The 23,767-nt window shown below is 66.4% G+C and carries 27 protein-coding genes and 1 riboswitch; of the genes, 9 read left to right on the top strand and 18 right to left on the bottom strand.

Annotated features, from left to right (window positions below; all coding sequences use genetic code 11):
- Position 1 precedes the first annotated feature (1 nt).
- Together PIN01S_RS23590 and PIN01S_RS23595 are read right to left on the bottom strand one after the other, a co-directional pair.
- Positions 2-1,318, bottom strand: coding sequence for an S-type pyocin domain-containing protein (locus tag PIN01S_RS23590; protein ID WP_084339360.1), 1,317 nt, complete (start codon positions 1,316-1,318; stop codon positions 2-4).
- A gap of 84 nt (positions 1,319-1,402) precedes the next feature.
- The gene (locus PIN01S_RS23595) at positions 1,403-2,098 is read right to left on the bottom strand and encodes a phytanoyl-CoA dioxygenase family protein (RefSeq protein WP_084339361.1); all 696 of its coding nucleotides are present in this window, start codon (positions 2,096-2,098) and stop codon (positions 1,403-1,405) included.
- Positions 2,099-2,277: 179 nt separating this feature from the next.
- On the opposite strand from PIN01S_RS23595, the gene PIN01S_RS23600 reads away from it, so the two are divergent.
- Entirely contained in the window at positions 2,278-3,117 is an 840-nt protein-coding gene (locus PIN01S_RS23600) for an EamA family transporter (RefSeq protein WP_084339362.1), read from the top strand.
- Between the two features lie 230 nt (positions 3,118-3,347).
- Here PIN01S_RS23600 and PIN01S_RS23605 read toward each other — a convergent pair whose 3' ends face one another.
- On the bottom strand, positions 3,348-4,625 hold the full coding sequence (locus PIN01S_RS23605) for an acetyl-CoA C-acetyltransferase (protein WP_084339363.1): 1,278 nt from the start codon (positions 4,623-4,625) through the stop codon (positions 3,348-3,350).
- A gap of 193 nt (positions 4,626-4,818) precedes the next feature.
- Here PIN01S_RS23605 and PIN01S_RS23610 point away from each other — a divergent pair, with 193 nt between their 5' ends.
- Positions 4,819-6,171: a 3-oxoacyl-ACP reductase gene (locus PIN01S_RS23610; RefSeq protein ID WP_084339364.1), complete on the top strand. Its 1,353-nt coding sequence runs from the start codon at positions 4,819-4,821 to the stop codon at positions 6,169-6,171.
- A 396-nt stretch (positions 6,172-6,567) separates the two neighbouring features.
- Here the strand turns inward: PIN01S_RS23610 and PIN01S_RS23615 are convergent, their stop codons facing one another.
- Positions 6,568-7,560 carry an AraC family transcriptional regulator gene (locus tag PIN01S_RS23615; RefSeq protein WP_084339402.1) on the bottom strand — a complete coding sequence of 331 codons (993 nt, stop codon included), beginning with the start codon at positions 7,558-7,560 and terminating at the stop codon, positions 6,568-6,570.
- A gap of 182 nt (positions 7,561-7,742) precedes the next feature.
- Here PIN01S_RS23615 and PIN01S_RS23620 point away from each other — a divergent pair, with 182 nt between their 5' ends.
- The 4 genes from PIN01S_RS23620 (at position 7,743) to PIN01S_RS23635 (ending at position 10,360) form a co-directional block, all read left to right on the top strand.
- On the top strand, positions 7,743-8,597 hold the full coding sequence (locus PIN01S_RS23620; protein WP_084339365.1) for a MaoC family dehydratase: 855 nt from the start codon (positions 7,743-7,745) through the stop codon (positions 8,595-8,597).
- Positions 8,598-8,667: 70 nt separating this feature from the next.
- Positions 8,668-8,973, top strand: coding sequence for a nucleotide pyrophosphohydrolase (locus tag PIN01S_RS23625; RefSeq protein ID WP_084339366.1), 306 nt, complete (start codon positions 8,668-8,670; stop codon positions 8,971-8,973).
- Positions 8,970-9,722: a methyltransferase gene (locus PIN01S_RS23630; RefSeq protein WP_084339367.1), complete on the top strand. Its 753-nt coding sequence runs from the start codon at positions 8,970-8,972 to the stop codon at positions 9,720-9,722. The genes PIN01S_RS23625 and PIN01S_RS23630 overlap by 4 nt, the downstream gene beginning before the upstream one ends.
- Before the next feature lie 35 nt (positions 9,723-9,757).
- Complete coding sequence (locus tag PIN01S_RS23635) at positions 9,758-10,360, top strand: DUF4136 domain-containing protein (protein WP_084339368.1); 603 nt, start codon at positions 9,758-9,760, stop codon at positions 10,358-10,360.
- Between the two features lie 12 nt (positions 10,361-10,372).
- Here the strand turns inward: PIN01S_RS23635 and PIN01S_RS23640 are convergent, their stop codons facing one another.
- The 12 genes from PIN01S_RS23640 to PIN01S_RS23695 all read right to left on the bottom strand — a co-directional run bounded on the left by PIN01S_RS23640 (position 10,373) and on the right by PIN01S_RS23695 (position 18,773).
- Positions 10,373-11,167, bottom strand: a complete 795-nt coding sequence (locus tag PIN01S_RS23640; protein WP_084339369.1) for a cobalamin-binding protein — start codon at positions 11,165-11,167, stop codon at positions 10,373-10,375.
- The gene (locus tag PIN01S_RS23645) at positions 11,167-11,586 is read right to left on the bottom strand and encodes an MFS transporter (protein WP_084339370.1); all 420 of its coding nucleotides are present in this window, start codon (positions 11,584-11,586) and stop codon (positions 11,167-11,169) included. The genes PIN01S_RS23640 and PIN01S_RS23645 overlap by 1 nt, the downstream gene beginning before the upstream one ends.
- On the bottom strand, positions 11,583-12,200 hold the full coding sequence (gene ribA / locus PIN01S_RS23650) for a GTP cyclohydrolase II (protein ID WP_084339371.1): 618 nt from the start codon (positions 12,198-12,200) through the stop codon (positions 11,583-11,585). Before ribA ends, PIN01S_RS23645 begins: the two co-directional genes overlap by 4 nt.
- A 186-nt stretch (positions 12,201-12,386) precedes the next feature.
- Positions 12,387-13,034, bottom strand: a complete 648-nt coding sequence (locus tag PIN01S_RS23655) for a retropepsin-like aspartic protease family protein (protein WP_084339372.1) — start codon at positions 13,032-13,034, stop codon at positions 12,387-12,389.
- An 18-nt stretch (positions 13,035-13,052) separates the two neighbouring features.
- Complete coding sequence (locus PIN01S_RS23660; RefSeq protein ID WP_084339373.1) at positions 13,053-13,778, bottom strand: substrate-binding periplasmic protein; 726 nt, start codon at positions 13,776-13,778, stop codon at positions 13,053-13,055.
- 8 nt (positions 13,779-13,786) lie between these two features.
- Positions 13,787-14,272: a phosphatidylglycerophosphatase A family protein gene (locus tag PIN01S_RS23665; RefSeq protein WP_244506037.1), complete on the bottom strand. Its 486-nt coding sequence runs from the start codon at positions 14,270-14,272 to the stop codon at positions 13,787-13,789.
- Positions 14,265-15,233, bottom strand: a complete 969-nt coding sequence (gene thiL / locus PIN01S_RS23670; RefSeq protein ID WP_084339374.1) for a thiamine-phosphate kinase — start codon at positions 15,231-15,233, stop codon at positions 14,265-14,267. The genes PIN01S_RS23665 and thiL overlap by 8 nt, the downstream gene beginning before the upstream one ends.
- Before the next feature lie 50 nt (positions 15,234-15,283).
- Positions 15,284-15,772 carry a transcription antitermination factor NusB gene (nusB, locus tag PIN01S_RS23675; RefSeq protein WP_084339375.1) on the bottom strand — a complete coding sequence of 163 codons (489 nt, stop codon included), beginning with the start codon at positions 15,770-15,772 and terminating at the stop codon, positions 15,284-15,286.
- The gene (gene ribH, locus PIN01S_RS23680) at positions 15,769-16,245 is read right to left on the bottom strand and encodes a 6,7-dimethyl-8-ribityllumazine synthase (protein WP_084339376.1); all 477 of its coding nucleotides are present in this window, start codon (positions 16,243-16,245) and stop codon (positions 15,769-15,771) included. Before ribH ends, nusB begins: the two co-directional genes overlap by 4 nt.
- 61 nt (positions 16,246-16,306) lie before the next feature.
- Positions 16,307-17,395, bottom strand: a complete 1,089-nt coding sequence (ribBA, locus tag PIN01S_RS23685) for a bifunctional 3,4-dihydroxy-2-butanone-4-phosphate synthase/GTP cyclohydrolase II (RefSeq protein WP_084339377.1) — start codon at positions 17,393-17,395, stop codon at positions 16,307-16,309.
- Between the two features lie 14 nt (positions 17,396-17,409).
- Positions 17,410-18,072 carry a riboflavin synthase gene (locus tag PIN01S_RS23690; RefSeq protein WP_084339378.1) on the bottom strand — a complete coding sequence of 221 codons (663 nt, stop codon included), beginning with the start codon at positions 18,070-18,072 and terminating at the stop codon, positions 17,410-17,412.
- 195 nt (positions 18,073-18,267) lie between these two features.
- A riboswitch (FMN riboswitch) is annotated at positions 18,268-18,417 on the bottom strand.
- A 158-nt stretch (positions 18,418-18,575) separates the two neighbouring features.
- Positions 18,576-18,773 (bottom strand): cation transporter, encoded by a 198-nt coding sequence (locus PIN01S_RS23695; RefSeq protein ID WP_084339379.1) that lies wholly within the window; start codon positions 18,771-18,773, stop codon positions 18,576-18,578.
- Between the two features lie 120 nt (positions 18,774-18,893).
- On the opposite strand from PIN01S_RS23695, the gene PIN01S_RS23700 reads away from it, so the two are divergent.
- The 3 genes from PIN01S_RS23700 to cueR all read left to right on the top strand — a co-directional run bounded on the left by PIN01S_RS23700 (position 18,894) and on the right by cueR (position 22,144).
- On the top strand, positions 18,894-19,262 hold the full coding sequence (locus tag PIN01S_RS23700; RefSeq protein WP_084339380.1) for a hypothetical protein: 369 nt from the start codon (positions 18,894-18,896) through the stop codon (positions 19,260-19,262).
- 85 nt (positions 19,263-19,347) lie between these two features.
- A complete protein-coding gene (locus PIN01S_RS23705; RefSeq protein ID WP_084339381.1) occupies positions 19,348-21,729 on the top strand; it encodes a heavy metal translocating P-type ATPase in 2,382 nt (793 codons plus the stop codon).
- A gap of 13 nt (positions 21,730-21,742) precedes the next feature.
- Entirely contained in the window at positions 21,743-22,144 is a 402-nt protein-coding gene (cueR, locus tag PIN01S_RS23710; RefSeq protein ID WP_084339382.1) for a Cu(I)-responsive transcriptional regulator, read from the top strand.
- A 124-nt stretch (positions 22,145-22,268) separates the two neighbouring features.
- On the opposite strand, the gene PIN01S_RS23715 is transcribed toward cueR, so the two are convergent.
- Positions 22,269-23,174: an EamA family transporter gene (locus PIN01S_RS23715; protein WP_084339383.1), complete on the bottom strand. Its 906-nt coding sequence runs from the start codon at positions 23,172-23,174 to the stop codon at positions 22,269-22,271.
- Between the two features lie 125 nt (positions 23,175-23,299).
- The gene (gene bfr / locus PIN01S_RS23720; protein WP_084339384.1) at positions 23,300-23,767 is read right to left on the bottom strand and encodes a bacterioferritin; all 468 of its coding nucleotides are present in this window, start codon (positions 23,765-23,767) and stop codon (positions 23,300-23,302) included.

Raw genomic sequence — 23,767 nt, forward strand, 5'->3', positions numbered from 1 at the left:
TTTACTCGCCCCGATGAATATCAATGTGATTTCTTGGCGTGTTAACACGTAGGTTATCCACGTTGTAAACCTGCCCTCCTTGGGCTACCGACTCAACATGATGCAACTCATAGCTTTCTCTTCCCCCAACCCTGTCGGCTTCTCGCACTTTGGGAGCCTTACCTTTGAGCATTCGTTTTTGGTTAGCCACAATGAACTGCCCACTCAACTCCGCATCATCCGCCACAGTTCTCCAAAACTCAGCCCTGAACGCATCGAAGCTGGAAAACGCCTTTCCCCTGAGCCTATCCGCAATCTGCGCCGGAATCGGTGCCCCAAGCTCCCGGCTGGCCTGTTCCAGCCATATTCCCGTGACGACTTCACCCTGCCCCGTGACCACGCCAGGATCAAGCCGGATGTTCATCACGACGTAGAGCGGCGGCACACCACTGTCAGCCGGGAACACTACGATGGCGTCCCGGTAATCATCCGGTAGCACGGGGTTAACGAAGGTTTCTCCGGCCTTCTCTACGCTGGGGAAGACCAAGATGGCCGGCGTGTTCGGGGCTTGCTCCAGGGTGGGAATACGCCCCTTGTCGTTGGGGTCTGTCGCGGGTGTCCAGATCAGCCCTATACCACTGACATCCGCCACCATCCGGTCGCCTTGGGGCTGGAATTGCACGACAGGAACCTGTTCCCATTGCCCTAGGCGCTCGGTGTTGAACGCATAGCCCCGGAGCTTGCCGTCTGGCTGTTGTTCGATGTGCAACCTAACCCGTGTCCGGGCCGTGGCCATGCCTCTGAGTTCGTCTTCGGTGTAGAGCGCGCTATCGCCCATCCTGGTTGACCATACAAGTGTCACAAGCCCTATCAGGAGCCCACCCGCAACCCCCGTCGTGATGCCTGGGACAAGCCCTCCACCCGCTTCCCCTACGGCTGTTCCAGCGATAGCCAGCCCACCCAATGCCTTGGGCAAATCGGGAGCATTGATCCTCTCGAGCGGGAGGTTCCCAGAGACATCCCGTTCCATGGCCCCCAGCACGGCAACCTCGCCATAGTCCCGCAGAAGATCAACGTACAGCCGCCCCTGACGGCTTATCTGGCCATCCGGCAGGTCGCAGTGTTTGACGAAGGAGCAGACGCGCCGGACGGGCTCGGGCGGAGGCGGTGGATCGGGACGGATGAGTTCGCGAGGCGGTTGCTTGTCGAACTCCCAGCCGTCGAGAGGCGGCTGTGGAAGAGTGGGTTCCTGGGGTGTTCGCCAGGTTTTCGGTGGGTCGTTCTTCAGTGCCGGTCGGCAAACGCTGGGCATCGGCCCAGGTCCTTGATCGCGTGCCATGGTGTTCTCCCTGTCCAAGACAGGGACGACTGTAGGGACGTGCACCCGCCGGTGCCGTGCCGTGATCGACCAGCCGACCGAGCGTCACCGCGCAGTATCAGGCATTTCTCCCAAGTCAAAGTCTGCGGGATCGAAACGCTCGGTGGTGTCCATCCGAATGCCTCGGAGGCTCGCCGTTTCCAGGTGTGCGGCGTAGAGAGGCTCCGCAAAGTAGCTGATCAGGAGGGAGCGGCGGCGTGCGCCGGTCGAGTTCAGGCTGCCCGCGTGCACCAGATCGGCATCGAACACCAGGATGTCGCCTGCGGTGCCTGAAAGTTGCACGGAGCGGGACTCGTCCTGGAGGTCGAACGGCGGCTCTCCTTGCCGCGGGCGGTGGCTGCCGGGGACGATGCGGGTCGCGCCATTCCCGGGGCCGTAATCGTCGAAATACGCCAGGGCGTTGACGCTGTCGCCTGGCCGTTGGGCCGACAAGTCACGGTGCAACTGCTGGTAGCCGCCGCCGGCAAGGGGTTCGCGCCCCTCCACCTGCGAGAGGAAGAAGCGTTCTCCGATCAACTCGCCAACCACCGCCAGCAACTGCGGCAGACGACACACGGCTTGGACCTTCGCCTCGACGTCCAGCAACGAATGGCGCCAGTCCATGCCACGCGGTACCGGCCATTGCTCCGACGGCTTCACCCCTGCATCGAACACGGCGCGAAGGTCATCCAGCCACTCGGCCGGGATCGCTCGACGGAGCAGCGCATAGCCTTCTCGATGGAGCTGCTCGCGATCAGTCATGGCTTCTTCAACTCCGGCCGCCCTGCCTTCAGTAACTTGGCTGACAGTATTCGAGCAGCGGGCGATTTACCATCCGGATATCCCAAGGGACTCCCACCATCGACCAATACCGCCGCACTTGCCGCGCTGGCTACACTCCCCGCATCACAACAACACGGCTACCCGACAACGGAGTGCCCATGCCGCTGCGTACCCTGCTGCTGACGGCCCTGGCAATGATTGCCTTTGCCGGTAACTCCCTGCTCTGCCGGTTGGCGTTGAGGGAAACGGAGATCGATGCCGCCAGTTTCACCGGGGTGCGGATTCTGTCCGGGGCGGCCATGTTGTGGTTGTTGCTGCGTTTTCGCCGGGGCGATGGGGCGCCGGCGGGGAACTGGTGGTCGGCGCTGGCGCTGTTCGCCTATGCCGCTGCGTTTTCCTTCGCCTATATCCGCCTGGATGCCGGGGCCGGCGCCTTGCTGTTGTTCGGCGCGGTGCAGGTGAGCATGTTGTGCTGGGGGCTGTATCGGGGCGAGCGGCTGGGCCTGTGGGCCACGCTGGGGTTGCTGCTGGCGATGGCGGGGCTGGTGGCGCTGCTGTTGCCGGGGGCGAGCGCACCGCCCTTCTTCAGCGCAGTGCTGATGCTGCTGGCCGGCGTGGCCTGGGGTGTGTACTCGCTGTTGGGCCGTGGAGTGGCCGATCCGCTGGCGGCGACAGCGGGGAATTTCCTTCGGGCGATTCCGTTTGCCGTGGTGCTTGGGCTGGCCTGGCTCGGCGGGATGCACTGGGACGGGGCCGGCTTCGTCTATGCGCTGCTCTCCGGCGCGGTGACGTCGGGCGTCGGTTATGCGATCTGGTATACCGCGCTGCGCGGGTTGCGCTCGTTGCAGGCGGCCAGCGTGCAGCTCAGCGTGCCGGTGCTCACCGCCCTGGCCGGCAGCCTGTTGCTGGACGAGGCGCTGACGCTGCGGCTGGCGCTGTGCAGCGTCGCGGTGCTCGGCGGCATCGCCCTGGTGCTGGGGACGCGACAGCGCGGGTGAGCGATATCCACGCGATGGGAAAATGAATTCGCCCCTGCGGATAGCTTTTCGTAGGAGCCAGCTCTGCTGGCGATGCGGTGGTGGGGCCCATCGCGAGCAGAGCTCGCTCCTACAAAAGCACAACGCTGCAACAGCCGTAGGGGTGAATTCATTCGCCCGGCGGGGTTGAGTTGGGCGAATAAATTCGCCCCTACAGGTGCATTGCGTTTTTTTAACGCCCCCGCCCTTCTTCAGCGCTCAAGAATCGCCGTCACACCCTGCCCACCAGCCGCGCAGATGGAGATCAGGCCGCGTCCCTGCCCTGCTGCGTCGAGCAGCTTGGCCAGGTTGGCGACGATGCGCCCTCCGGTGGCGGCGAAGGGGTGGCCGGCGGCGAGGGAGCTGCCCTTGACGTTGAGCTTGGTGCGGTCGAGGGCACCCAACGGGGCGTCGAGGCCGAGGCGGGTCTTGCAGTAGTCGGCGTCTTCCCAGGCCTTGAGGGTACAGAGCACCTGGGCGGCGAAGGCTTCGTGGATTTCGTAGTAGTCGAAGTCCTGCAGGGTCAGGTTGTTGCGCGCCAGCAGGCGCGGCACGGCGTAGACCGGTGCCATCAGGAGCCCTTCGGCGCCACCGACGAAGTCCACCGCCGCCGCTTCGCCGTCCTTGAAGTAGGCGAGGATCGGCAGGCCGCGGGCCTTGGCCCAGTCTTCGCTGGCCAGCAGCACCACCGAGGCGCCGTCGGTCAGCGGGGTGGAGTTGGCGGCGGTCATGGTGCCGCGCGGGCCCCGGTCGAAGCAGGGCTTGAGGGTGGCGAGTTTTTCCAGGCTGATGTCGGTGCGCAGGTTCTGGTCGCGCGTCAGGCCGCGGAACGGGGTGAGCAGGTCGTCGTGCCAGCCTTCGGCATAGGCCGCCGCCATTTTCTGGTGGCTCTCGTAGGCGAGGCGGTCCTGTTCATCGCGGGGGATCGCCCAGGTCTGCGCCATCCGCTCGCAGTGCTCGCCCATGGACAGGCCGGTGCGCGGTTCGCCGTTACGCGGGATCGCCGGGGCCAGGTGGCGCGGGCGGACTTTCAGCAGGGCCTTGATCTTGTCGCCGGTGGTCTTGCCCCGGTTGGCCTCCAGCAGGATCTTGCGCAACCCTTCATTGACACCGATGGGCGCGTCGGAGGTGGTGTCCACGCCCCCGGCGATGCCGCAGTCGATCTGCCCGAGGGCGATCTTGTTGGCCACCAGGATCGCCGCTTCCAGGCCGGTGCCGCAGGCCTGCTGGATGTCATAGGCCGGGGTTTCCGGTGCCAGGCGCGAGCCGAGCACGCATTCGCGGGTCAGGTTGAAGTCGCGGGAATGCTTGAGCACCGCGCCGGCGACGACTTCGCCGAGGCGCAGGCCATGCAGGTTGAAGCGCTCGACCAGCCCTTCGAGGGCGGCGGTCAGCATCTCCTGGTTGCTCGCCGTGGCGTAGGCGCTGTTGGAGCGGGCGAAGGGAATACGGTTGCCGCCGACGATGGCGACCCGGCGCAGCTGGGTCATGGGTGACTCCTTGCGGTGATTGATTGAAGGCTGCTCGACAGCCTAGCGGCCTTTTTAGGTAGAGAAGCCTAGCTTGCCGGCCCCACACTGCATTGGCCGGCTCGCCGACGCGCCGGGCGGCCCGGTCAATGCGTGAAACGCGCGACTGGGTAGAGTGTCCACCACTGAAGACTCATCGAGCAGGAGCCCGTTCATGTCCGATCGTTATATCGACTTCGCCAACTCCAGCTTCGGCCGCCGCCTGGTCGATGCCGTCGGCCTGCCGGCGCCGGTGCGCCTGGAGCGCTGGGAGGCCGGCCGTTCGCGGCCGGTGGACGGGGCGCTGCTGATCGGCGGCGGCGCCCTGGCCGAGGCGCTCGGCGACTGCCTGCCGCGCCTGACCAACGAAGTGTTCGCGTTGCAGGAGGGTCTGCACGGTCTGCCGCGCTGGACCGCCGAGCACGGGCCGAAGCTGAAGGCGCTGGTGTTCGACGCCAGCGGCATCGCCAGCACCGAGCAGCTCGGCCAGTTGCATGAGTTCTTCCAGCCGGCGCTCAAGGGCCTGGCGCTGTGCCCGCGGGTGGTGGTGCTCGGCCGGGCGCCCGAATCCCTCAAGGACCCATTCGCCGCCAGCGCCCAGCGCGCGCTGGAGGGGTTCACCCGCTCGTTGGGTAAGGAAATCCGCCGCGGCGGTAGCGTGCAGTTGCTGTATGTCGGCAAGGGTGCCGAGGATCAATTGGAAGGCGCCCTGCGCTTTTTCCTGTCGCCGAAAAGTGCCTATGTCTCCGGTCAGGTGCTGCGCCTGACGCCTTGCCCGACCCAGGTGAAAGATTGGACGCGCCCACTGGCCGGCAAGAAGGCCCTGGTGACCGGCGCCTCGCGCGGCATCGGCGCGGCCATCGCGGAAACCCTGGCACGCGACGGGGCCGAGGTGATCCTGCTCGACGTGCCGCCGGCCAAGGAGGCGCTGGACGCCCTGGCCGCGCGTCTGGGCGGACGCGGGGTGGCGCTGGACATCTGCGCCGAGGATGCGGCCATCAAGCTGGTCGAAGCGCTGCCGGAAGGGCTGGATATTCTCGTCCACAACGCCGGCATCACCCGCGACAAGACCCTGGCCAAGATGAGCGAGCAGCTCTGGGATTCGGTGATCGACGTGAACCTGCGCGCCCCGCAGGTGCTGACCAAGGCGCTGCTCGACGCCGACAAGCTGCACGAGAACGCCCGCGTGGTGCTGATCGCTTCCATCAGCGGCATCGCCGGCAACATGGGGCAGACCAACTACGCGGTGAGCAAGGCCGGACTGATCGGACTCGCCCAGGCCTGGGCGCCGGCGCTGGGCAAGCGCGGCATCACCATCAATGCGGTGGCGCCGGGCTTCATCGAGACGCAGATGACCGCCGCCATCCCCTTCGCCATCCGTGAGGCCGGTCGGCGGATGAATTCCATGGGCCAGGGCGGCCAACCCCAGGACGTGGCCGAAGCCGTGGCCTGGTTCGCCCAGCCGGGCTCCGGCGCCGTGAGCGGCCAAGTGCTGCGGGTGTGCGGGCAGAGCCTGCTGGGCGCGTGAGGCGGACGCACGTTTTGTAGGAGCGAGCCCTGCTCGCGAAGCGGAGTATCGCCGAACGCACGAATCGCCAGCAGAGCTGGCTCCTACGGAGAGCGGAATCGTGCATTCCGATGGGAGCGAATTCATTCGCGAAAGGCTTCAACGGGGCAGCCCTATGGGCTGCTTGGGCGAATGAATTCGCCCCTACGGGTGAATCGTCTCGGGCGGATGTCGCCCAAGAGCTGCACATTGTAGGAACGAGCCCTGCTCGCGAAGCGGGGTACCGCCGGACGCACGAATCGCCAGCAGAGCTGGCTCCTACAAAAAGCGAAATCGGCGCACGCTCTGTGTAGGGGCGAATTCATTCGCCCAAGGGGCGCGGAGCGGCCCTGAAATGCCTCTACAAGAGCGTCACGCTTAGCCCTTGCCGCGCCGGCGGAATTCCACGGGGGTTTCGCCGACCCAGCGCTTGAAGGCCCGGTAGAAGGTGCTCGGTTCGGAGAAGCCGGTCCGCTCGACGATGACCTCGATGCGTTCATCCGTCTTCAGCAGCAGTTCCTTGGCCAGTCGGCAGCGGTAGTCGGTCACCAGGTCGTTGAAACGCACTCCAGCCATGGCCAGGCGCTCGCGCAGACGGCGCGGCGGCATGTTCAGGCGGGCGGCGACCTGTTCCAGGGTGGCGCCGCTGTCCACCAGCAGTTCACCGATCAATTCGCGCACCTGGCGCACCAGGTCCAGCCGTTCCACTTCGGCCAGTTGCCGCCGCGCCAGGGATTCGTGCATGCGTAGCAGTTCCGGCGCCGCGTGGCGCGACGGTTTGCCCAGCACGGCGGCGTCGAAGACCAGCGCATAGCTGTCGGCACCCAGCCGCACCGGGCAACCGTAGACCTCTTCGTACAGGTCTTCCGGGGCGCCTTCGTTGTGCATCAGGCGTACCTCGTGCGGGATGAAGTCGCCTTCGGTGAGCGCATCGAACAGGCGGATCACCGCCCCGGCGAGCATTTCCGGGAAGTGCCGGGTGGTATCGGACATCTGCCCCAGGGACAGGACGGCCAGCTCGCCCTGTACGTCCAGGCGGGCATTCAGGGTGTCGGAAAGCAGGCGCACGTAGCGCAGCGCATGACGCAGGCCGTCGCCAAAGGTTTCGCTGGAGAGGAACAGGTACTCGAGGAGAAGGCCGTGAAAGGCCGGCAGGTGCCGGGCCAGATACAGGCCGACGTGTTCCTGGCCGCATTCCTCGGCCGCGGCCTTCCAGAACAGTACCTGGGCGGAATGAGGAAAACGGCCGGCCGGCAGACCGCCCGGCGGCAGACCGACACGTCCCAACACCCGATCGGGATCGGTTCCGCTGGCACGCAGGGCGTCGATCACCGGGCGCATCAGCGCCACATCGTCGGTCAGATCACGCATCATTTCACAGCATTCTTCTTATTTGTGAGGCGAGCCATCTTATGCAGCTTTGCTGTTACGGCTCAAGGCGTGCAATGCGTCACAGACGCGATTGACTGCACCGCCGGTGCGCCACGCCAGGCGGCCAATGTGTCCCGCCCCGGCCTGACTAAGCTTCCGGGACCACTTCAAGGAGATCGCCCATGTCCACCGATTGGCTCGACCTGCATACGCTTCCCGCCCTGCCCGGCCTGTTCGCCCGCGCCGCCCTGCGCCGTGGCGTGAAGGGCAAGACCCTGCCGGACCGTGGCTTGCGTTGCGAGGTGCAGGTCGATCCCCGGCACCTGGCGCGCTATCGCCAGGTCTGCGGCTTTCGCAACGATGGCCGGCTGCCGGCCACCTATCCGCATATCCTCGCCTTCCCATTGCAGATGAAGCTGCTCACCGATCCGACATTCCCGTTCCCCTTGCTCGGCCTGGTGCATCTGGAAAACCGCATCCGTGTGCTGCGTACCCTCGGCGGCCTCGGCCCCTTCCGCGTCAGTGTGCGGGTGGACAATCTGCAACCCCACGACAAGGGCGTGCTGTTCAGCCTGATCACCCGCCTGGAGGACCAGCTCGGCCTGCTCTGGGAGGGCGATAGCCGTATCCTTTGCCGTGCCGTGCGTCTGCCCGGCGATCTCGCCAAACGGGTCGAGGAGGCGCCGCTGCCGCTGCTGCCGGTAGACCAGTGGCCCGCCCCGGCCAACATCGGCCGGATGTATGCCCGGGTCGCCGGCGACTACAACCCGATCCACCTGTCCGCCCTCAGCGCCAAGATGTTCGGCTTTCCCCGCGCCATCGCCCATGGCTTGTGGAACAAGGCACGCAGCCTCGCTGCCCTGGCCGGGCATCTGCCGGATGCCGGATACGACGTGGAGGTGCGCTTCCAGAAGCCGGTGCTGTTGCCAGCCTCGGTCAGCCTGCTGGCCAGCGAACCGGCCCCACACGGGCAGTTCGCCTTGCGTGGGAAAGACGACCTGCCGCATATGAGCGGGGCCTGGCGGATGCTGGAGTGAAACCGGCGCCCTCTCCCCCTTGCACCACCCGCGCATCCACCGGAAGCTATGCGGCCTCCAGGAGATGCGCATGAACCTCGACGAACTCACCCAACGCCTGCACGCCATCCGCGACCGTAACGATTGGCGCCGCTTCCACAGCCCGAAGAACCTGGCGATGGCCGCCAGCGTGGAGATGGCCGAGCTGGTGGAAATCTTCCAGTGGCTGAGCGAGGACGAATCGCGCCGCCTGCCCCCGGAAAAACTGGAGCACGCCGGCCAGGAAGTCGGCGACATCGTGCTTTATCTCCTGTTGCTCTGCGCCGAACTGGGCATCGATATGGAACAGGCGGTGCGCGCCAAGCTGGCCGACAGCGAGCGGAGGTTCGCCCGATGAAGGATCGCCACTTCGACGAACTGGCCACCCGCTTCGCCGAGAAAATCTACGGCGGCGCCAAGGGCGCGATCCGCCTGGCCGTGCTCCAGGCCGACCTGGCCGAAGCGCTGCCGCAGCGCTCGCTGCGGGTGCTGGACGTCGGCGCCGGGCTCGGCCACATGGCCTTGTGGCTGGCCGAGCGTGGCCATCGGGTCACCCTTGCCGAGCCGGCCGAGCCCATGCTCGAAGCCGCCCGCGAACGCTTCGCCCAGGCCGGGCAGCCGGCCTCCTTCATCCAGGCGCCCTGGCAGGACCTGCTGGGCCAACTCACCGAACCCTACGACCTGGTGCTCTGCCACGCGGTGCTGGAGTGGCTGGCCGAGCCCCACGCCATCCTGCCCGTGCTGCACCAGCTCTGCGCACCCGGCGGCTGGCTGTCGCTGGCCTTCTATAACCGTGATGCGCTGATCTACCGCAACCTGCTCAAAGGCCACTTCCGCAAGCTGCGCAAGGAGAAGTTCGCCGGCGAAGGCCAGAGCCTGACGCCCCAGCGTCCACTGGACCCACGCGAACTGGAAGGGCAACTCGATGGGCTCTGGACGGTCGAAAACCGTAGCGGCGTACGGGTGTTCCACGACTACATGCCCCAGGAATTCCAGGCCCGCGCGGAGCTGGTCGACCTGCTGGAGATGGAGCTGGCCTACCGGCGCCACCCGAGCTTCGCCGGACTGGGACGCTACCTGCATTGGATCTGCCGTCCGGCGGCGTAGAATGCGGCGAACGGACCGTTCGCCGGAGGGAAGCCATGGCCAACCGACTCATCCTCGCGACCCTGCTGCTCGGCCTCGCCGGCTGCCAGAGCCCGAATCCCTATACCGCCAGCTCCAACCCGCTGCCGCCGGCGCCTCCGCTGGCGGCCAACACCCTCGACCTCAGCGCCTACCCGGCCGCGCCGCGTGACTATGGGCGCTATCGCAGCTGGACCTGGCTCGATGGCCGCCTGCCGGCCGGTTCGGCCTGGGCCAGCCCGGAGCAGATTCGCGAAGCCGTCAGTGCCGCCCTCGATCAGCGGGGGCTACGCCCGGCCCAGGCCGGTGCCACGCCCGATCTCAAGGTCAGCGCCGACATGCGCCTGGAGCGCCGTCTGCGACAGGTCCGCGAGGATTACGGCGGCTACTACGGCCACGGTCGTTACTGGAATGACTACGGCGCCTGGGGCAGCGTGCCCATCGTGCGGACCTACGAAGAAGAGGTCATCGTGGTGCGCGTCGACCTCTACGACGCCGCCGACGGCCAACCGGTGTGGAGCGGTACCGGGGAGATGTACAACCGCGGCGACCAGGCCGAACGCGCCGATGCGCTGCGTGAAGCGATCAAGCGCGCCCTGGAAAGCTATCCGCCGGCGTAACGTCCAAAGCGGCTAGCGTGCCTGCTCCAGCAGCTCGCACAGCCGTGCGGTCGCCTCCAGCATCTGCAGGCTCGGGCGCTCCAGGCCTCGGTCGGGTACGGCCCAGACCTGCCCGTGGCGCACCGCATCCAGTTGCGGCCAGGCTTTCCAACCGTCGATCAGTTTCGCTTCGCTGGCCAGGATCACCTGCGGATTGCGCGCCAGCACCGCCTCCACACTGATCTGCGGCGCCGGTTGCTGGAGGTCGGCAAAGACATTCTCGGCCCCGCAGACGCGCAGGGCATCGCTGATGATCTGCCGGCCACCGACGGTGTATAGCGGCTGGTCCCAGATCTGATAGAACACCGTCAGCGGCCGCTCGCGCCGATAACGCTGCTGCAACGCGATCAACCGCGAGCGGAAGGCGGTGGTCACCTGGCGAGCCCGTTTGCCCCGGCCGATGCGCTCGCCGAGCTCGGCGGCCTGATCGGCGAGGTCCGCCAGCCGATGCGGCTCGGCCTCGTAGAGGGGAATGCCGAGCTGGCGGAGCTGATCGCGCTGGCCGGGGCCGATGCTGTCCGGCCAGAGCAGGATGAGATCGGGGCGCAAGCGCAGCAGGCGTTCCATCTCCAACTGGCCGTAACGGCCGACCGAAGGTTTGTCCGCCAGCGCCGGCGGCCGCTCGCCGCCATCCAGCACACCCACCAGCAGGTCCCCAGCCTTTAACTCCAGCATCAGTTCGCTGAGGGAAGGCGCCAGGCTCACCACCCGTTCGGCCGCCTGCACCGGCAGGGCCAGCCAACAGAGGACTAACAGGACAGCGCGCATCAATGCAGTTGAGCCGGAATGCGGTAGAGGTAGAACAGGATCAGGCTGGCGATGGCCAGCAGCATCAGGGGGATCGCTTCGAGGCCGACGAATACCGCCAGGGCGGCGATCCAGGCGGGGAGCCCGGCCGCCAGGAAGGCGATGCGACGACGACGCGCCAGTTCGAGCCAGGCTGCCGGCTCTTCGGGCGTATCCAGGGCCTTCTCGGTGGCGATCAGGCCGCGCTTGTAGGCATGAAACTGCGGCAGGCTGAAGAACAGCGAGGCCAGGCCGGCGACGAACAGCGGCATCTGCAGTACCGGCATGATCGGATCGGCGCTGCCGAACAGCAGGCTGAAGACGAATACCGGGGCCAGGGTCAGGGCGAGCTGGCGCCACCACTCCATGGCCAGTCGGCGCCGCACTTCGCCACGGGTCATGGTTGTTCCACTTCGCCCTGGTGGAGGTTGCCGAGCAGGTGGCCAAGCTTGCCGGCCTTGGCCGCGAGGTACTTGCGGTTGTGCGGGTTGAGCCCGGTCTGCAACGGCTTGCGCTCCGCCACGCGTACGCCGAAACCTTCCAGCGCGTTGACCTTGCGTGGGTTGTTGGTCATCAGCTTGAGTGCGGTGATGCCCAGGTGTTCCAGCATCGGCTTGCAGATCGCGTAATCGCGCATGTCGGCGCCAAAACCGAGCTGCTCGTTGGCTTCGACGGTATCCGCTCCGCCGTCCTGCAACTCGTAGGCGCGGATTTTGTTCAGCAGGCCAATGCCACGGCCTTCCTGACGCAGATAGAGCAGCACGCCCCGACCTTCGGCGGCGATGGCACGCAACGCGGCTTCCAGCTGGAAGCCGCAGTCGCAACGCAGGCTGAACAGCGCATCGCCGGTCAGGCATTCGGAATGGAGACGACCGAGCACCGGCTCGCCATTACCCACGTCGCCCAGGGTCAGGGCCACATGTTCCTTGCCGCTGGCTTCGTCGAGAAAACCGTGCATGGTGAAAACCGCAAAGGGCGTCGGCAGTTGGGAGGCGGCGACGAAGACGACGGACACCTGAAGACTCCTGAAAATTCGGCAGGGCGGCATTGTAACAGCCGCATCGGCGAGCGGGTCAGCCTGAATTGTCGATCATAATGATCAACAACAAGCCCCAAGCTCCACAGTATGCAGATCACTCTCGACCTGACACCAAACCCCGCTTTTACTTGCCGCTTACAGCTTGAAGCTTGCCGCTACCCCTTACATTTTGGATTCCAGCATGAGCACGCCCTGTTCCTCGCGCCAACGCACGCGGTTGAGGAAGCTCATGCCGAGCAGTGCTTCGGTGGGCGAATCGCCTTCCAGCACCACGGCTTCGACGCCGAGGACTTCCAGGCCGCCGACCTTCACGCTGTTGAGGTCGACCCGCCAGGCCTTGGCCGTACCGCTGGCGGTGCTCACCACCATGGGCCGGCCGTTGACGCGGAAGTCGAGGCCGAGGCGCCGGGCCTGGGCTTCGTTCATCGCCACCGAGGTGGCTCCGGTATCCACCAGGAACTGCACCGGATGGCTGTTGATGGAGCCGGCGACCCAGTAGTGGCCTCCCGCGCCCTGGGCAATGCTCAACTGGCTGCGGGTCGGCGCGGCGAAGCCCTGGCTGTACTCGCGCGTCATGCCGTAGGTGCGTTCCACACCGTCCACCCGCAGCACGGCGCCGCGACTGTCGGCACTGACCACCACCACCCCGCCGGGCCCGGTCTGGCCGACCTTCACCAGCTTGCGCTGGCCGTCCACGTTGAGCACGGCCGCTCCCGGGAACAGGCCCACTACCTGCACCTGGGTCTCCGCCTGGCCTGACAGCGAGGTCACCAGCAACAGGCCGGCACAGATCAGTTTGAAACGACGCATCTGGTTCCACCGAATGGGTCAATCGAAAGGGTAAGGCTGCTTCCAGCGCTCGAACATCGGCCGCAGGCGCCCGGACCGTACCAGCTCCGCCATGCGCCGGTCGAACAGCGCAGCCAACTGGCGCCCGCGCGGGCTGTCGGTGAAGCCCAGGTAAAGCGGCAACAAGGTCAGCCGGGTAACGCGGTAGGCGTCCTTGTCCTTGGCCTGCTCGAGCAGTTCCTCGATCTCGGTCTGGGCATCCAGATAGTAGTCGGCATGGCCGTAGGCGAGCATCGCAAGGATACTGCCCGAACGCTGGATTTCCTGGTATTGCTTCAAATTCGGCAAGTATTGCTGGTACTCGTAGCCACGCAGCCAGACCAGCCGGTAATCGCCGATGGTCTCCAGGGTCGGTGCCGGCTTGTCTTTCAGGCCGAGCGCGCAGATGCGGTCGGCGTCGTAGTGCCAGCGCGGATAGAACGCCCCTTCGACTTCGTTGAGGTAGGAGCCGACCCAGGCGTCCGCGTCGCCACGCAGCACCAGCCCGGTGGAACGGGTATAGGGCATGCTGCGGTATTCCAGCTTGACGCCCACGGGCTCGAAGACTTCACGCAACAGCTCCCAGGCCAGCCCGGTACCGTCGGCATTAGTGTGGTCTTCCCAGACCTCGCTGACCATGCGAATGCGATCGGGCAGCGGCTCACCGGCCAGGACCGTGGTCCAGCCGAGCATGCCCAGCAGCAATCCGCATAACCAAGTGCGCATCGGAACCTCTACAGCACCGCCCAGACGATCAACTGCATCGCCAGCCAGGCGAAGACCCCCGCCAGCACGTCGTCGAGCATGATGCCGAAGCCACCGTGGACGTGACGGTCGATCCAGCGGATCGGCCAGGGCTTGGCGATGTCCATCACCCGGAATACCAGAAAGCCTAGCAGCAGCCAGACCCAGCCCTCCGGCACCAGCCAGAGGGTGATCCACATACCGACCATCTCGTCCCAGACGATGCCTTCGTGGTCATGCACCTTGAGGTCGGTAGCCACCTTGCCGCACAACCAGCAGCCGAACAGCATGGTGACGCCGAGCATCAGCCAGTAACCCCAGTCCGGCAGCATCTGCCAGAGCGGGATGAACGGCAGCGCGACCAGCGATCCCCAGGTGCCGGGCGCCTTGGGCAGGGTGCCCGAGCCGAAGCCGAAGGCCACGAAGTGCCAGGGGTTACGCCACACCGTGGAAGGTGCTTTTACCGTGTCAGTCACCGGCACTCCCGAAATGTTGATAGCCCCGGGCCGGCGGGTCGATGACCCGGCCTGCCGCATCGAGCAGTTGAACCCCTTCGCCAGCCTCCACGCGGCCAATGACCCGCACCGGCCAATCTTCGGCACGCAGGGCGGGGAGATGCTGCTCCGGCAAGGTGAAAGCCAACAGGTAATCGTCGCCACCGCCCAGGGCGCACTCGACGGCCCTCGACTCGCCCAGCAACGCGAGCAGCGCAGGGGAAAGCGGCACGCGGGCAGCCTCGATCTTCAGTGCGACCGCCGAGGCGTTCGCGATGTGCCCGCAATCGGCGAGCAGCCCGTCGGAAATATCCAGCGCCGCCGAGGCGCGTCCGCGCAGGGCCTGACCCAGCGTCAGTTGCGGCTGTGGCGACCAGTAGCGGGCCAGCAAGGGCGCGGCGACCTCTTCGGGTGCGCTCATCCGTTCCAGCACCAGCTCCAGCGCACCCGCCGCATCGCCGAGATCGCCACCGACGCAGAGCAGATCGCCGGGGCGCGCACCGTCACGGGTCAGCGCCTGCCCACGCGGCACCCGGCCAAACACAGTGAGGGTCAGGCATAACGGGCCGCGCGTGGTATCGCCACCGATCAGCGCCAACCGGCACTGCCGGGCCATGACATCCAGGCCACGGGCGAACGCCTGCAGCCAGTCGGCGTCGGCCGTGGGCAACGTGAGCGCCAGGGTGAAACCGATGGGCGTGGCGCCCATGGCGGCCAGGTCGCTGGCGGACACCGCCAGGGCGCGCTGGCCGAGCAGGAAGGGATCGCAGGAAACGGGGAAATGCACGCCGGCGACCAGGGTGTCGGTGGACACCGCCAGTTGTTCGCCGGGCGGCAGGTCGAGCAATGCGCAATCGTCACCGATGCCACGGGCCACGCCCTCCGCCGGCTGCGCGCAGGACGCAGCGGCGAAGAAGCGGCGAATCAGCTCGAATTCACCCATGGCTCAGACCGCCTCGGGGCCAGCCGCCATCAACGGACAGCGGCGCCCGTTCAGCGCTTCTCGCCCCGCACTTCGGCCGCACGCAGGCGCGGGGCCAGCTTGTCCAGCACGCCATTGACGAACTTGTGCCCGTCGGTGGCGCCGAACACCTTGGCCAGCTCGATGCCTTCGTTGATCACGACCCGGTAGGGCACGTCGACGCGGTTCATCAGCTCGTAGGTGGACAGCCGCAGGATCGCCAGCTCGACCGGGTCGAGCTCTTCCATCGGCCGATCCAGGCAGGGCTCGATGGCCTCGTCCAGCTCGGTCTTCTGGCGCGGCACGCCATGCAGGATTTCATGGAAGTAGGCACCGTCGACGCCGGCGAAATCGTTGTCCACGCGGAACTGCGCTTCGATCTCGTTCAGCGCCTGACCGGCGATGTGCCACTGATACAGGGCCTGCATGGCCAGGCTGCGCGCGACCCGGCGCTGGGCGATCTTGCCCTTGGCCGGCGGCGTCGGCTGGGCGTCCGGGCTGTCGTCTCGATTCAGGCTCACTTGGCCTCCAAGGCCGCCAGCAGGCTGACCATTTCCAGGGCGGAAAGCGCGGCCTCGGCACCTTTGTTGCCGGCCTTGGTGCCGGAACGCTCGATGGCCTGCTCGATGGTGTCGACAGTCAGGACGCCGAAGGCGACCGGTACACCGAACTCCATGGAGACCTGGGCCAGGCCCTTGGTGCACTCACCGGCGACGTATTCGAAATGCGGGGTACCGCCACGGATGACCGCGCCGAGGGCGACGATGGCGGCGTACTCGCCTTGCTGGGCGACTTTCTGGCAAACCAGGGGGATTTCGAAGGCACCCGGCGCCCGGATGATGACGATGTCGTTTTCGCTCACGCCGTGGCGAACCAGGGCGTCGACGGCGCCGCTCACCAGGCTTTCGACGACGAAGCTGTTGAAGCGGCCGACCACCAGGGCGAATTTGCCTTTGGGGGCGATGAAGGTACCTTCGATGGTCTTCAGGGTCATGGACGAGTCTCTTCTCTTTAAAGAACGAGGGCGCGGCTCCGTCGGAGCCACGCCCTGCGGGTCATTCAGCGGGGAGGTATTCTACAACTTCCAGGTCGAAACCGGATATCGCGTTGAACTTCATCGGCGAACTCATCAGGCGCATCTTGCGCACGCCGAGGTCGCGAAGAATCTGCGAACCGGCACCAACGGTGCTGTAGGTGGTCGGTGCCTTGCTCGGCACGCTCTCCGCCTCGCGGATATGCGCCAGCACCGCATCGCCTTCCAGCGGATGGCCGAGCAGCAACACCACGCCGCTGCCAGCCTTGGCCACTTCGGCCATGGCCGCGCGCAGGCTCCAGCGGCCCGGCTGGCGGACCATCAGCAGGTCGCGCAGCGGGTCCATGTTGTGCACCCGCACCAGGGTCGGCTCCTCCGGACAGATCTTGCCGAGGGTCAGCGCCATGTGCACGTCGCCCTCGACCGAGTCACGGTAGGTCACCAGATTGAAGTGTCCCAGCTCGCTGTCCAGCGGCTGTTCGGCGACACGCTCGATGGTGCGCTCGTGGATCAGCCGGTAGTGGATCAGGTCGGCGATGGTGCCGATCTTGATCCCGTGCTGCTCGGCGAAGACTTCCAGCTCCGGGCGACGGGCCATGGTGCCGTCGTCGTTCATGATTTCGCAGATCACGCCGCTCGGTTCGAACCCGGCCATCCGCGCCAGGTCGCAGGCCGCCTCGGTGTGGCCGGCGCGCGCCAGGGTGCCGCCGGGCTGGGCCATCAGCGGGAAGATGTGACCCGGGCTGACGATATCCTCGGCCTTGGCGCTCTTCGCCGCGGCCACTTGCACGGTGCGCGCGCGGTCGGCGGCGGAAATGCCGGTGGTGACGCCTTCGGCTGCCTCGATGGAGACGGTGAACTTGGTGCCGAAGCCGGAGCCGTTGCGCGGCGCCATCAGCGGCAGCTTGAGCAGCTCGCAACGCTCGCGGGTCATGGGCATGCAGATCAGGCCACGGGCGTACTTGGCCATGAAGTTGATGTGCTCGGCCTGCACGCATTCGGAGGCCATGATCAGGTCGCCTTCGTTCTCCCGATCCTCGTCATCCATGAGGATGACCATCTTGCCCTGGCGGATGTCTTCGATCAGTTCGTCGATGCTGTTGAGTGCCATCGTGGCGTTTTCCTTCAATTCTTCAGGTAGCCGTGTTCGGCCAGGAAACTTTCGCTGATGCCGGAAGCCTTGGGCTCGGCAGCCTTGTCGCCGAGCAGCAGGCGTTCGAGGTAGCGGGCCAGCAGGTCCACCTCCAGGTTCACCTGCCGTCCGGGGCGGTAGTCGGCCATGATGGTCTCGGCCAGGGTGTGCGGGACGATGGTCAGCTCGAACTCGGCGCCGTTCACCGCGTTCACCGTCAGGCTGGTACCGTCCACGGTGATAGAGCCCTTGAGGGCGATATAGCGCGCCAGCTCGCGCGGGGCGCGGATGCGGAACTGTATGGCGCGGGCGTTATCGGAGCGCTCGACGACTTCGCCGACACCGTCGACGTGGCCGCTGACCAGGTGGCCACCGAGGCGGCTGGTGGGCGTGAGGGCTTTCTCCAGGTTGACCCGGCTGCCGGCCTTCAGGTCGATGAAGGCGGTGCGCGCCAGTGTCTCGCGGCTGACATCGGCCCAGAAGCCGTTGCCGGGCAACTCGACCGCGGTCAGGCAGACACCGTTCACCGCGATGCTGTCGCCCAGCTTGACGTCGGAGAGGTCGAGCTTGCCGGTCTCGACATAGACACGGACATCGCCGCCCTTGGGGCTGAGCGCGCGAATGGTGCCGATGGCTTCGATTATGCCGGTGAACATGAAACCTCCCTCGCGGCGAACGAACGCGAACAGCGAATTATAAGCAGCGAAGCGCTGCCGGCGAGCCTGCCGGAAAGCGACCTGTCTGCGGGGTAAAACCGTCGTGGCATGGAACAGACTCCTGTTTTGGGAAAAACAGGGCTTGGATCGAAAGGGATTTTCGGTCAGGCACGCGCGGCGCGCCCGTGCAGGCAATCCCGTTCTCTCTTCATCCGGACTGTGACCGTCGGCCCCGGAATCGCACCGGGTCTGCTGACCTTGACCGTATGGACAAGCGCTCGCGGGCTAGACGCATTGCGCGCCATTACCGCCGGTGGGGAATTTCGCCCCGCCCTGAGAACGTACATCCGCCATCTGCATGGCTGGGTGGCGTTGTATCACACTTGCCGCTTGCGTGCATGGGCCGCCGGCCAATGGCAGCGACAGGAATGGCAGGGAATTCGCTCGATGAAGCGGAGGGAGAGGGCCCGGCGCCGCAGGTACGGCCCGGGCCGGTGGCGTCGTCAGGCGGCGCTGACCTGATAGCCCTCTTCTCGGATCGTCTCGATCAGTTCATCCAGCGGCAACCGGCTGGCCACCCGGACTTCGCCGGCGCCCAGATCGACCTGCACGTCCGCCGCCTGATCGCGGGACTGTACGGCCTCGGTGATCGCCTTGACGCAATGCCCGCACGACATGCCCTGCACTTTCAATATCTGCATGATGAAGCCTCCTGGGTGAGTGTGCCGACAGTGTCATCCTTACCATCGTGGCAAGGTCAAGCTTGCCCGCTCGCGTGGTCTCGACCAAGCTCCAGAGAGTCCACATGCCCAGGAGCCGTCATGCGTATCCGCCCGTTGTTCCTCGCCCTCGGGGCCGCCTGGACGGCCCTGGCCGGCGCACAGACGCCCGTCGACTATGCGGTGCTGATCATCTCCCGCGAACGGCTGGAACTGCCCAACGCCTGCGACGTCGGCCTTTACCTGCAAGACCAGCTGGCCGCCCGCTTGGTCCAGGGTGAAGCGGTTTCCTTCAACCTGCCCCCCGGCCCGCTGAGCATCCGCCTCGGCACCTTGGGCGCCGGCCCGTGCAAGCCCGGCATCGAGCAGCAGATGCGCCAGGACCTCCGGCTACAAGCCGGACAGATTCGCAAATATCGCCTCGCCCAGGGCACTCAGGGGCTTTACCTGATCGAGACGCCAAATCCATAGGGGCTATTCATTCCCAAAAGGCTTCGGGGCTTGACCTTACCAAGGGGGCAAGGTTGATCCTAGGCGGGAACTCAAGGAGATCCCCATGGCGAGCCTCAATCTTGACCTCCCCATCAGCGGCATGACCTGCGCCTCTTGCGCCGGCCGGGTCGAGCGCGCCCTGCGCAAGGTGCCCGGCGTGCAGAGCGCCACCGTCAACCTGGCCAACGAACAGGCACGCATCGAAGCCAACGACGCCACGCTGCCGGCCCTGATCGAAGCGGTGGAAGCCGCCGGCTACGGCGTGCCCAGCCGCACCCTCGAACTGGCGCTGGGCGGCATGACCTGCGCCAGTTGCGCCGGCCGTATCGAACGTGCCCTGCGTAAGGTGCCGGGCGTGCGCGACGTGACCGTCAACCTGGCCAGCGAACGCGCGCATCTGGAACTGCTCGGCGATGTCGACAGCGCAACGCTGGTCCAGGCCGTCGAGGCCGCCGGTTACCAGGCCCGGCCGCTGGACGATGCCCAGCCGGCCGAAGACCTGGCCGAAAAGCGCCTGCGCCACGAGCGCTGGTCCGCCCTGCTCGCCCTGGCCCTGGCGTTGCCCCTGGTAGTCCCGATGATCGCGGAATGGCTGGGCCTGCACTGGATGCTGCCGGCCTGGGTGCAATTCCTGCTCGCCACGCCGGTGCAGTTCATTCTCGGCGCGCGCTTCTACGTGGCCGCGTGGAAAGCGGTGAAAGCCGGCGCCGGCAACATGGACCTGCTGGTCGCCCTCGGCACCAGCGCCGGCTATGGCCTCAGCCTGTACCAGTGGTGGGCCGCGCCGGCTGGCGTCCTGCCGCACCTGTATTTCGAAGCCTCGGCCGTGGTGATCGCCCTGGTCCTGCTCGGCAAGTACCTGGAAAGCCGCGCCAAACGCCAGACCAGCGCGGCCATCCGAGCCCTGGAGGCGCTGCGCCCGGAACGCGCCGTGCGGGTGGTGGATGGTCGCGAAGAAGACGTCGCCATCGCCGCACTGCGCTTGGGCGACCAAGTGCTGGTCAAGCCCGGCGAACGCTTCCCGGTAGATGGCGAAGTGCTGGAAGGCCAGAGCCACGCCGATGAGGCCCTCATCAGCGGCGAGAGCCTGCCGGTGCCCAAGCGTCCCGGCGACACGGTGACCGGCGGCGCCATCAACGGCGAAGGCCGCCTGCTGGTGCGCACCACCGCACTCGGCGGCGAGACCGTGCTGGCACGGATCATCCGCCTGGTGGAAGACGCCCAAGCCGCGAAGGCACCGATCCAGAAGCTGGTGGACAAAGTCAGCCAGGTATTCGTCCCGGTGGTCCTGCTGATCGCCGTGCTGACCCTGGGCGGCTGGCTGCTTGTCGGCGCCGAGCTGGAGACTGCCCTGATCAATGCCGTCGCCGTGCTGGTGATCGCCTGCCCCTGCGCGCTCGGCCTGGCCACCCCGACGGCGATCATGGCCGGTACCGGCGTGGCTGCGCAGCACGGCATCCTGATCAAGGACGCTGAGGCCCTGGAGGTCGCCCACGGTGTAACGGCCGTCGCCTTCGACAAGACCGGCACGCTCACCTCCGGCACCCCGCGCATTGCCCGTCTGGCAGCGGTCGACGGTGACGAAAGCGCTCTGCTGGCCCTGGCCGGCGCGCTCCAGCGCGGCAGCGAACACCCGCTGGCCAAGGCGGTGCTGGACAGTTGCGCCGAGCACGGCATCGACGTACCCGCCATCCAGGACAGCCAGGCCCTGGCCGGGCGCGGCATCGCCGGCAGCCTCGATGGCCGGCGGCTGGCCCTGGGCAACCGTCGCCTGCTGGAGGAAAGCGGTCTGGAACCCGACGGCCTGGCCGAATCCGCACGAGCTTGGGAAGCCGAGGGGCGTACCCTGTCCTGGCTGATCGAGCAGGCGCCGCACCCGCATGTGCTCGGCCTGTTCGCCTTCGGCGATACGCTCAAGCCGGGCGCCGACGAGGCCGTGGCCCGGCTGAACGCGCACGGCATCCGTAGTCACTTGATCACCGGCGACAACCGCGGCAGCGCGCGGGTGGTAGCCGAGGCGCTGGGCATCGACGATGTCCACGCCGAAGTACTGCCGGCGGACAAGGCCGCCACGGTCGCCTCGCTCAAGCAGGGCGGCGCGGTGGTGGCGATGGTCGGCGACGGCATCAACGACGCGCCGGCCCTGGCTGCCGCCGACGTCGGCATCGCCATGGGCGGCGGCACCGACGTGGCCATGCACGCCGCCGGCATCACCCTGATGCGTGGCGATCCGCGCCTGGTGCCGGCGGCCCTGGAAATCAGCCGGCGCACCTATGGCAAGATCCGCCAGAACCTGTTCTGGGCCTTCATCTACAACCTGATCGGCATCCCGCTGGCGGCCTTCGGCCTGCTCAGCCCGGTAGTCGCCGGTGCGGCCATGGCCCTGTCCAGCGTCAGCGTGGTAAGCAACGCGCTGCTGTTGAAAACCTGGAAACCGGAAGAATGAGAGGGAACCCACCATGAACATCGGTCAGGCAGCGAAGCAGAGCGGACTCTCGGCGAAGATGATCCGCTATTACGAGTCCATCGGGCTGATCACCCCGGCCGGGCGCGGCGACAACGGTTACCGGTACTACAACGGCGACGACCTGCATCGTCTCGCCTTCATCAAGCGCGCGCGGGACCTGGGCTTCTCCCTCGAGGAAGTGGGCAAGCTGCTCACCCTCTGGCAGGACCGCCAGCGGGCCAGCGCCGACGTGAAGGCGCTGGCTGGCGCCCATGTCGAAGAGCTGAACCGCCGGATCGCCGAGATGGTCGGCCTGCGCGACACCTTGCAGGAGTTGGTGGACCATTGCCAGGGCAACGACCGCCCCGATTGCCCTATCCTCCGTGACCTGGAGTCGGGTGGCTGTTGTCATTGAGCGGAACGCAGCCCGGATAAGCGAAGCGCAATCCGGGCCGGGGTTGGGCATTACGGGGCCGCTACGCGGCCTTGGGCGAATGAATTCGCCCTATCGATGTGTTCCAGGCGTCAGGCTATGGCGATCACGACGACGCACTCGCCGCATCACCGAGACGTCCCCGTAGCCGGGCCAAGGCCTCCTTCGGCAGGATGGTGATCGCCAACCCACCGAACACCAGCCCACAGGCCAGCCAGCCCGCCGCATCCAACGCTTCGCCGAGCAACAGCCAGCCGGACAGCAGCCCCGACACCGGTACCGCCAGGGCGAACGGCGTCACCAGGCTGGCCGGGTAACGCCGCAGCAGAAAGCTCCACAAGCCGAAGCCCACGGTGGTCGCCACGTAGGCGATGAACAACAGCGCACCCACGCCTCGCCAGCCGAGCCCGTCGAACGCCCCGACGATCGCCTGCGGCCCTTCGAAGATGTATGACAGCACCAGCAGCGGCAAGGGCGGAATCAGGCTGACCCAACTGATCAGGCGCAGCATGTCGCTGGCACCGGAGCGCTTGGTGGCGATGTTGGCGAACGCCCAGGCCAGGGCTGCGCCGATCACCAGCAGGAAGGCCAGCAGACTGTCGCCCAATGGCCGGTCCAGGCCGATCAGCACCAGCCCGCCCACCGCCAGCAACATGCCGACCAACGCTCGCGGGCCAGGCCGTTCGCCGAGGAACAGCACGGCGATCAGTACCGTGAAAAATACCTGGCTCTGCAGCACCAGCGCGGTCAATCCGGCCGGCATGCCCAGGCGCATGCCGACGAAGACCATGCCGAACTTGATCACCCCGAGCAGCACGCCGATCTGCACGATGCGCCAGAACGGTGCCGGCAGCGGCCCGCGCAGAAACAGCAGCGGCAAGGCCGCCAGGGCGAAACGCAGGGCGCAGAAGAGCAACGGCGGGAAATCTTCCAGGCCGACCTTGATCACGACGAAATTAAAGCCCCAGATCAGGGTGACCAGCAGGGCCAGCAAGGCATGGGGGAAGGACATGAGGCGCGCTCCGACAAGGCGAAGAGCACGCTAGCAGCTCGGGCAGCGGATGTATGGATACAGTTGGGGAGTAACAGCTGGAGACCAATCGCTCCCGTCGAGCAATGGGAGCGATGCCGGGACGATCAGGACATCTGCGATTGCAGGTAATTCTGCAGGCCGATGCGGTCGATCAGGCCGAGTTGCTGCTCCAGCCAGTAGGCGTGGTCTTCCTCGGTGTCCTTCAACTGAGCCTGGAGGATGTCGCGGGTCGGGTAGTCCGCCAGTTGCTCGCAGAGTTCGATGCCCTTGGCCAGCGCGGCGCGGACCTTGTATTCCAGGGCGAGGTCGTTGCGCAGCATGTCCGGCACGGTCTGCCCCGGGTTGATCGGCTCCGGCGTCATGTCCGGCGTGCCTTGCAGGAACAGGATGCGCTGCAACAGGGCGTCGGCGTGCTGGGTTTCCTCTTCCATCTCGTGGTTGATCCGCTCGTAGAGCTTCTCGAGACCGAAGTCGGCATACATCCGCGAATGCAGGAAATACTGATCGCGCGCCGCCAGCTCGCCCCGGAGCAGCTCCTTGAGATAATCCACCACCTGTGCCTGGCCTTTCAT

The organism is Pseudomonas indica NBRC 103045 (assembly GCF_002091635.1).
Lineage (GTDB): Bacteria > Pseudomonadota > Gammaproteobacteria > Pseudomonadales > Pseudomonadaceae > Pseudomonas_M > Pseudomonas_M indica.

Bases quoted from the DNA above. Each gene is read 5' to 3' on its own strand.
- PIN01S_RS23590 (WP_084339360.1), bottom strand. From the start codon at position 1,318: ATGGCACGCGATCAAGGACCTGGGCCGATGCCCAGCGTTTGCCGACCG.
- PIN01S_RS23595 (WP_084339361.1), bottom strand. From the start codon at position 2,098: ATGACTGATCGCGAGCAGCTCCATCGAGAAGGCTATGCGCTGCTCCGT.
- PIN01S_RS23600 (WP_084339362.1), top strand. From the start codon at position 2,278: ATGCCGCTGCGTACCCTGCTGCTGACGGCCCTGGCAATGATTGCCTTT.
- PIN01S_RS23605 (WP_084339363.1), bottom strand. From the start codon at position 4,625: ATGACCCAGCTGCGCCGGGTCGCCATCGTCGGCGGCAACCGTATTCCC.
- PIN01S_RS23610 (WP_084339364.1), top strand. From the start codon at position 4,819: ATGTCCGATCGTTATATCGACTTCGCCAACTCCAGCTTCGGCCGCCGC.
- PIN01S_RS23615 (WP_084339402.1), bottom strand. From the start codon at position 7,560: ATGCGTGATCTGACCGACGATGTGGCGCTGATGCGCCCGGTGATCGAC.
- PIN01S_RS23620 (WP_084339365.1), top strand. From the start codon at position 7,743: ATGTCCACCGATTGGCTCGACCTGCATACGCTTCCCGCCCTGCCCGGC.
- PIN01S_RS23625 (WP_084339366.1), top strand. From the start codon at position 8,668: ATGAACCTCGACGAACTCACCCAACGCCTGCACGCCATCCGCGACCGT.
- PIN01S_RS23630 (WP_084339367.1), top strand. From the start codon at position 8,970: ATGAAGGATCGCCACTTCGACGAACTGGCCACCCGCTTCGCCGAGAAA.
- PIN01S_RS23635 (WP_084339368.1), top strand. From the start codon at position 9,758: ATGGCCAACCGACTCATCCTCGCGACCCTGCTGCTCGGCCTCGCCGGC.
- PIN01S_RS23640 (WP_084339369.1), bottom strand. From the start codon at position 11,167: ATGCGCGCTGTCCTGTTAGTCCTCTGTTGGCTGGCCCTGCCGGTGCAG.
- PIN01S_RS23645 (WP_084339370.1), bottom strand. From the start codon at position 11,586: ATGACCCGTGGCGAAGTGCGGCGCCGACTGGCCATGGAGTGGTGGCGC.
- PIN01S_RS23655 (WP_084339372.1), bottom strand. From the start codon at position 13,034: ATGCGTCGTTTCAAACTGATCTGTGCCGGCCTGTTGCTGGTGACCTCG.
- PIN01S_RS23660 (WP_084339373.1), bottom strand. From the start codon at position 13,778: ATGCGCACTTGGTTATGCGGATTGCTGCTGGGCATGCTCGGCTGGACC.
- thiL (WP_084339374.1), bottom strand. From the start codon at position 15,233: ATGGGTGAATTCGAGCTGATTCGCCGCTTCTTCGCCGCTGCGTCCTGC.
- ribH (WP_084339376.1), bottom strand. From the start codon at position 16,245: ATGACCCTGAAGACCATCGAAGGTACCTTCATCGCCCCCAAAGGCAAA.
- ribBA (WP_084339377.1), bottom strand. From the start codon at position 17,395: ATGGCACTCAACAGCATCGACGAACTGATCGAAGACATCCGCCAGGGC.
- PIN01S_RS23690 (WP_084339378.1), bottom strand. From the start codon at position 18,072: ATGTTCACCGGCATAATCGAAGCCATCGGCACCATTCGCGCGCTCAGC.
- PIN01S_RS23695 (WP_084339379.1), bottom strand. From the start codon at position 18,773: ATGCAGATATTGAAAGTGCAGGGCATGTCGTGCGGGCATTGCGTCAAG.
- PIN01S_RS23700 (WP_084339380.1), top strand. From the start codon at position 18,894: ATGCGTATCCGCCCGTTGTTCCTCGCCCTCGGGGCCGCCTGGACGGCC.
- PIN01S_RS23705 (WP_084339381.1), top strand. From the start codon at position 19,348: ATGGCGAGCCTCAATCTTGACCTCCCCATCAGCGGCATGACCTGCGCC.
- cueR (WP_084339382.1), top strand. From the start codon at position 21,743: ATGAACATCGGTCAGGCAGCGAAGCAGAGCGGACTCTCGGCGAAGATG.
- PIN01S_RS23715 (WP_084339383.1), bottom strand. From the start codon at position 23,174: ATGTCCTTCCCCCATGCCTTGCTGGCCCTGCTGGTCACCCTGATCTGG.
- bfr (WP_084339384.1), bottom strand. From the start codon at position 23,767: ATGAAAGGCCAGGCACAGGTGGTGGATTATCTCAAGGAGCTGCTCCGG.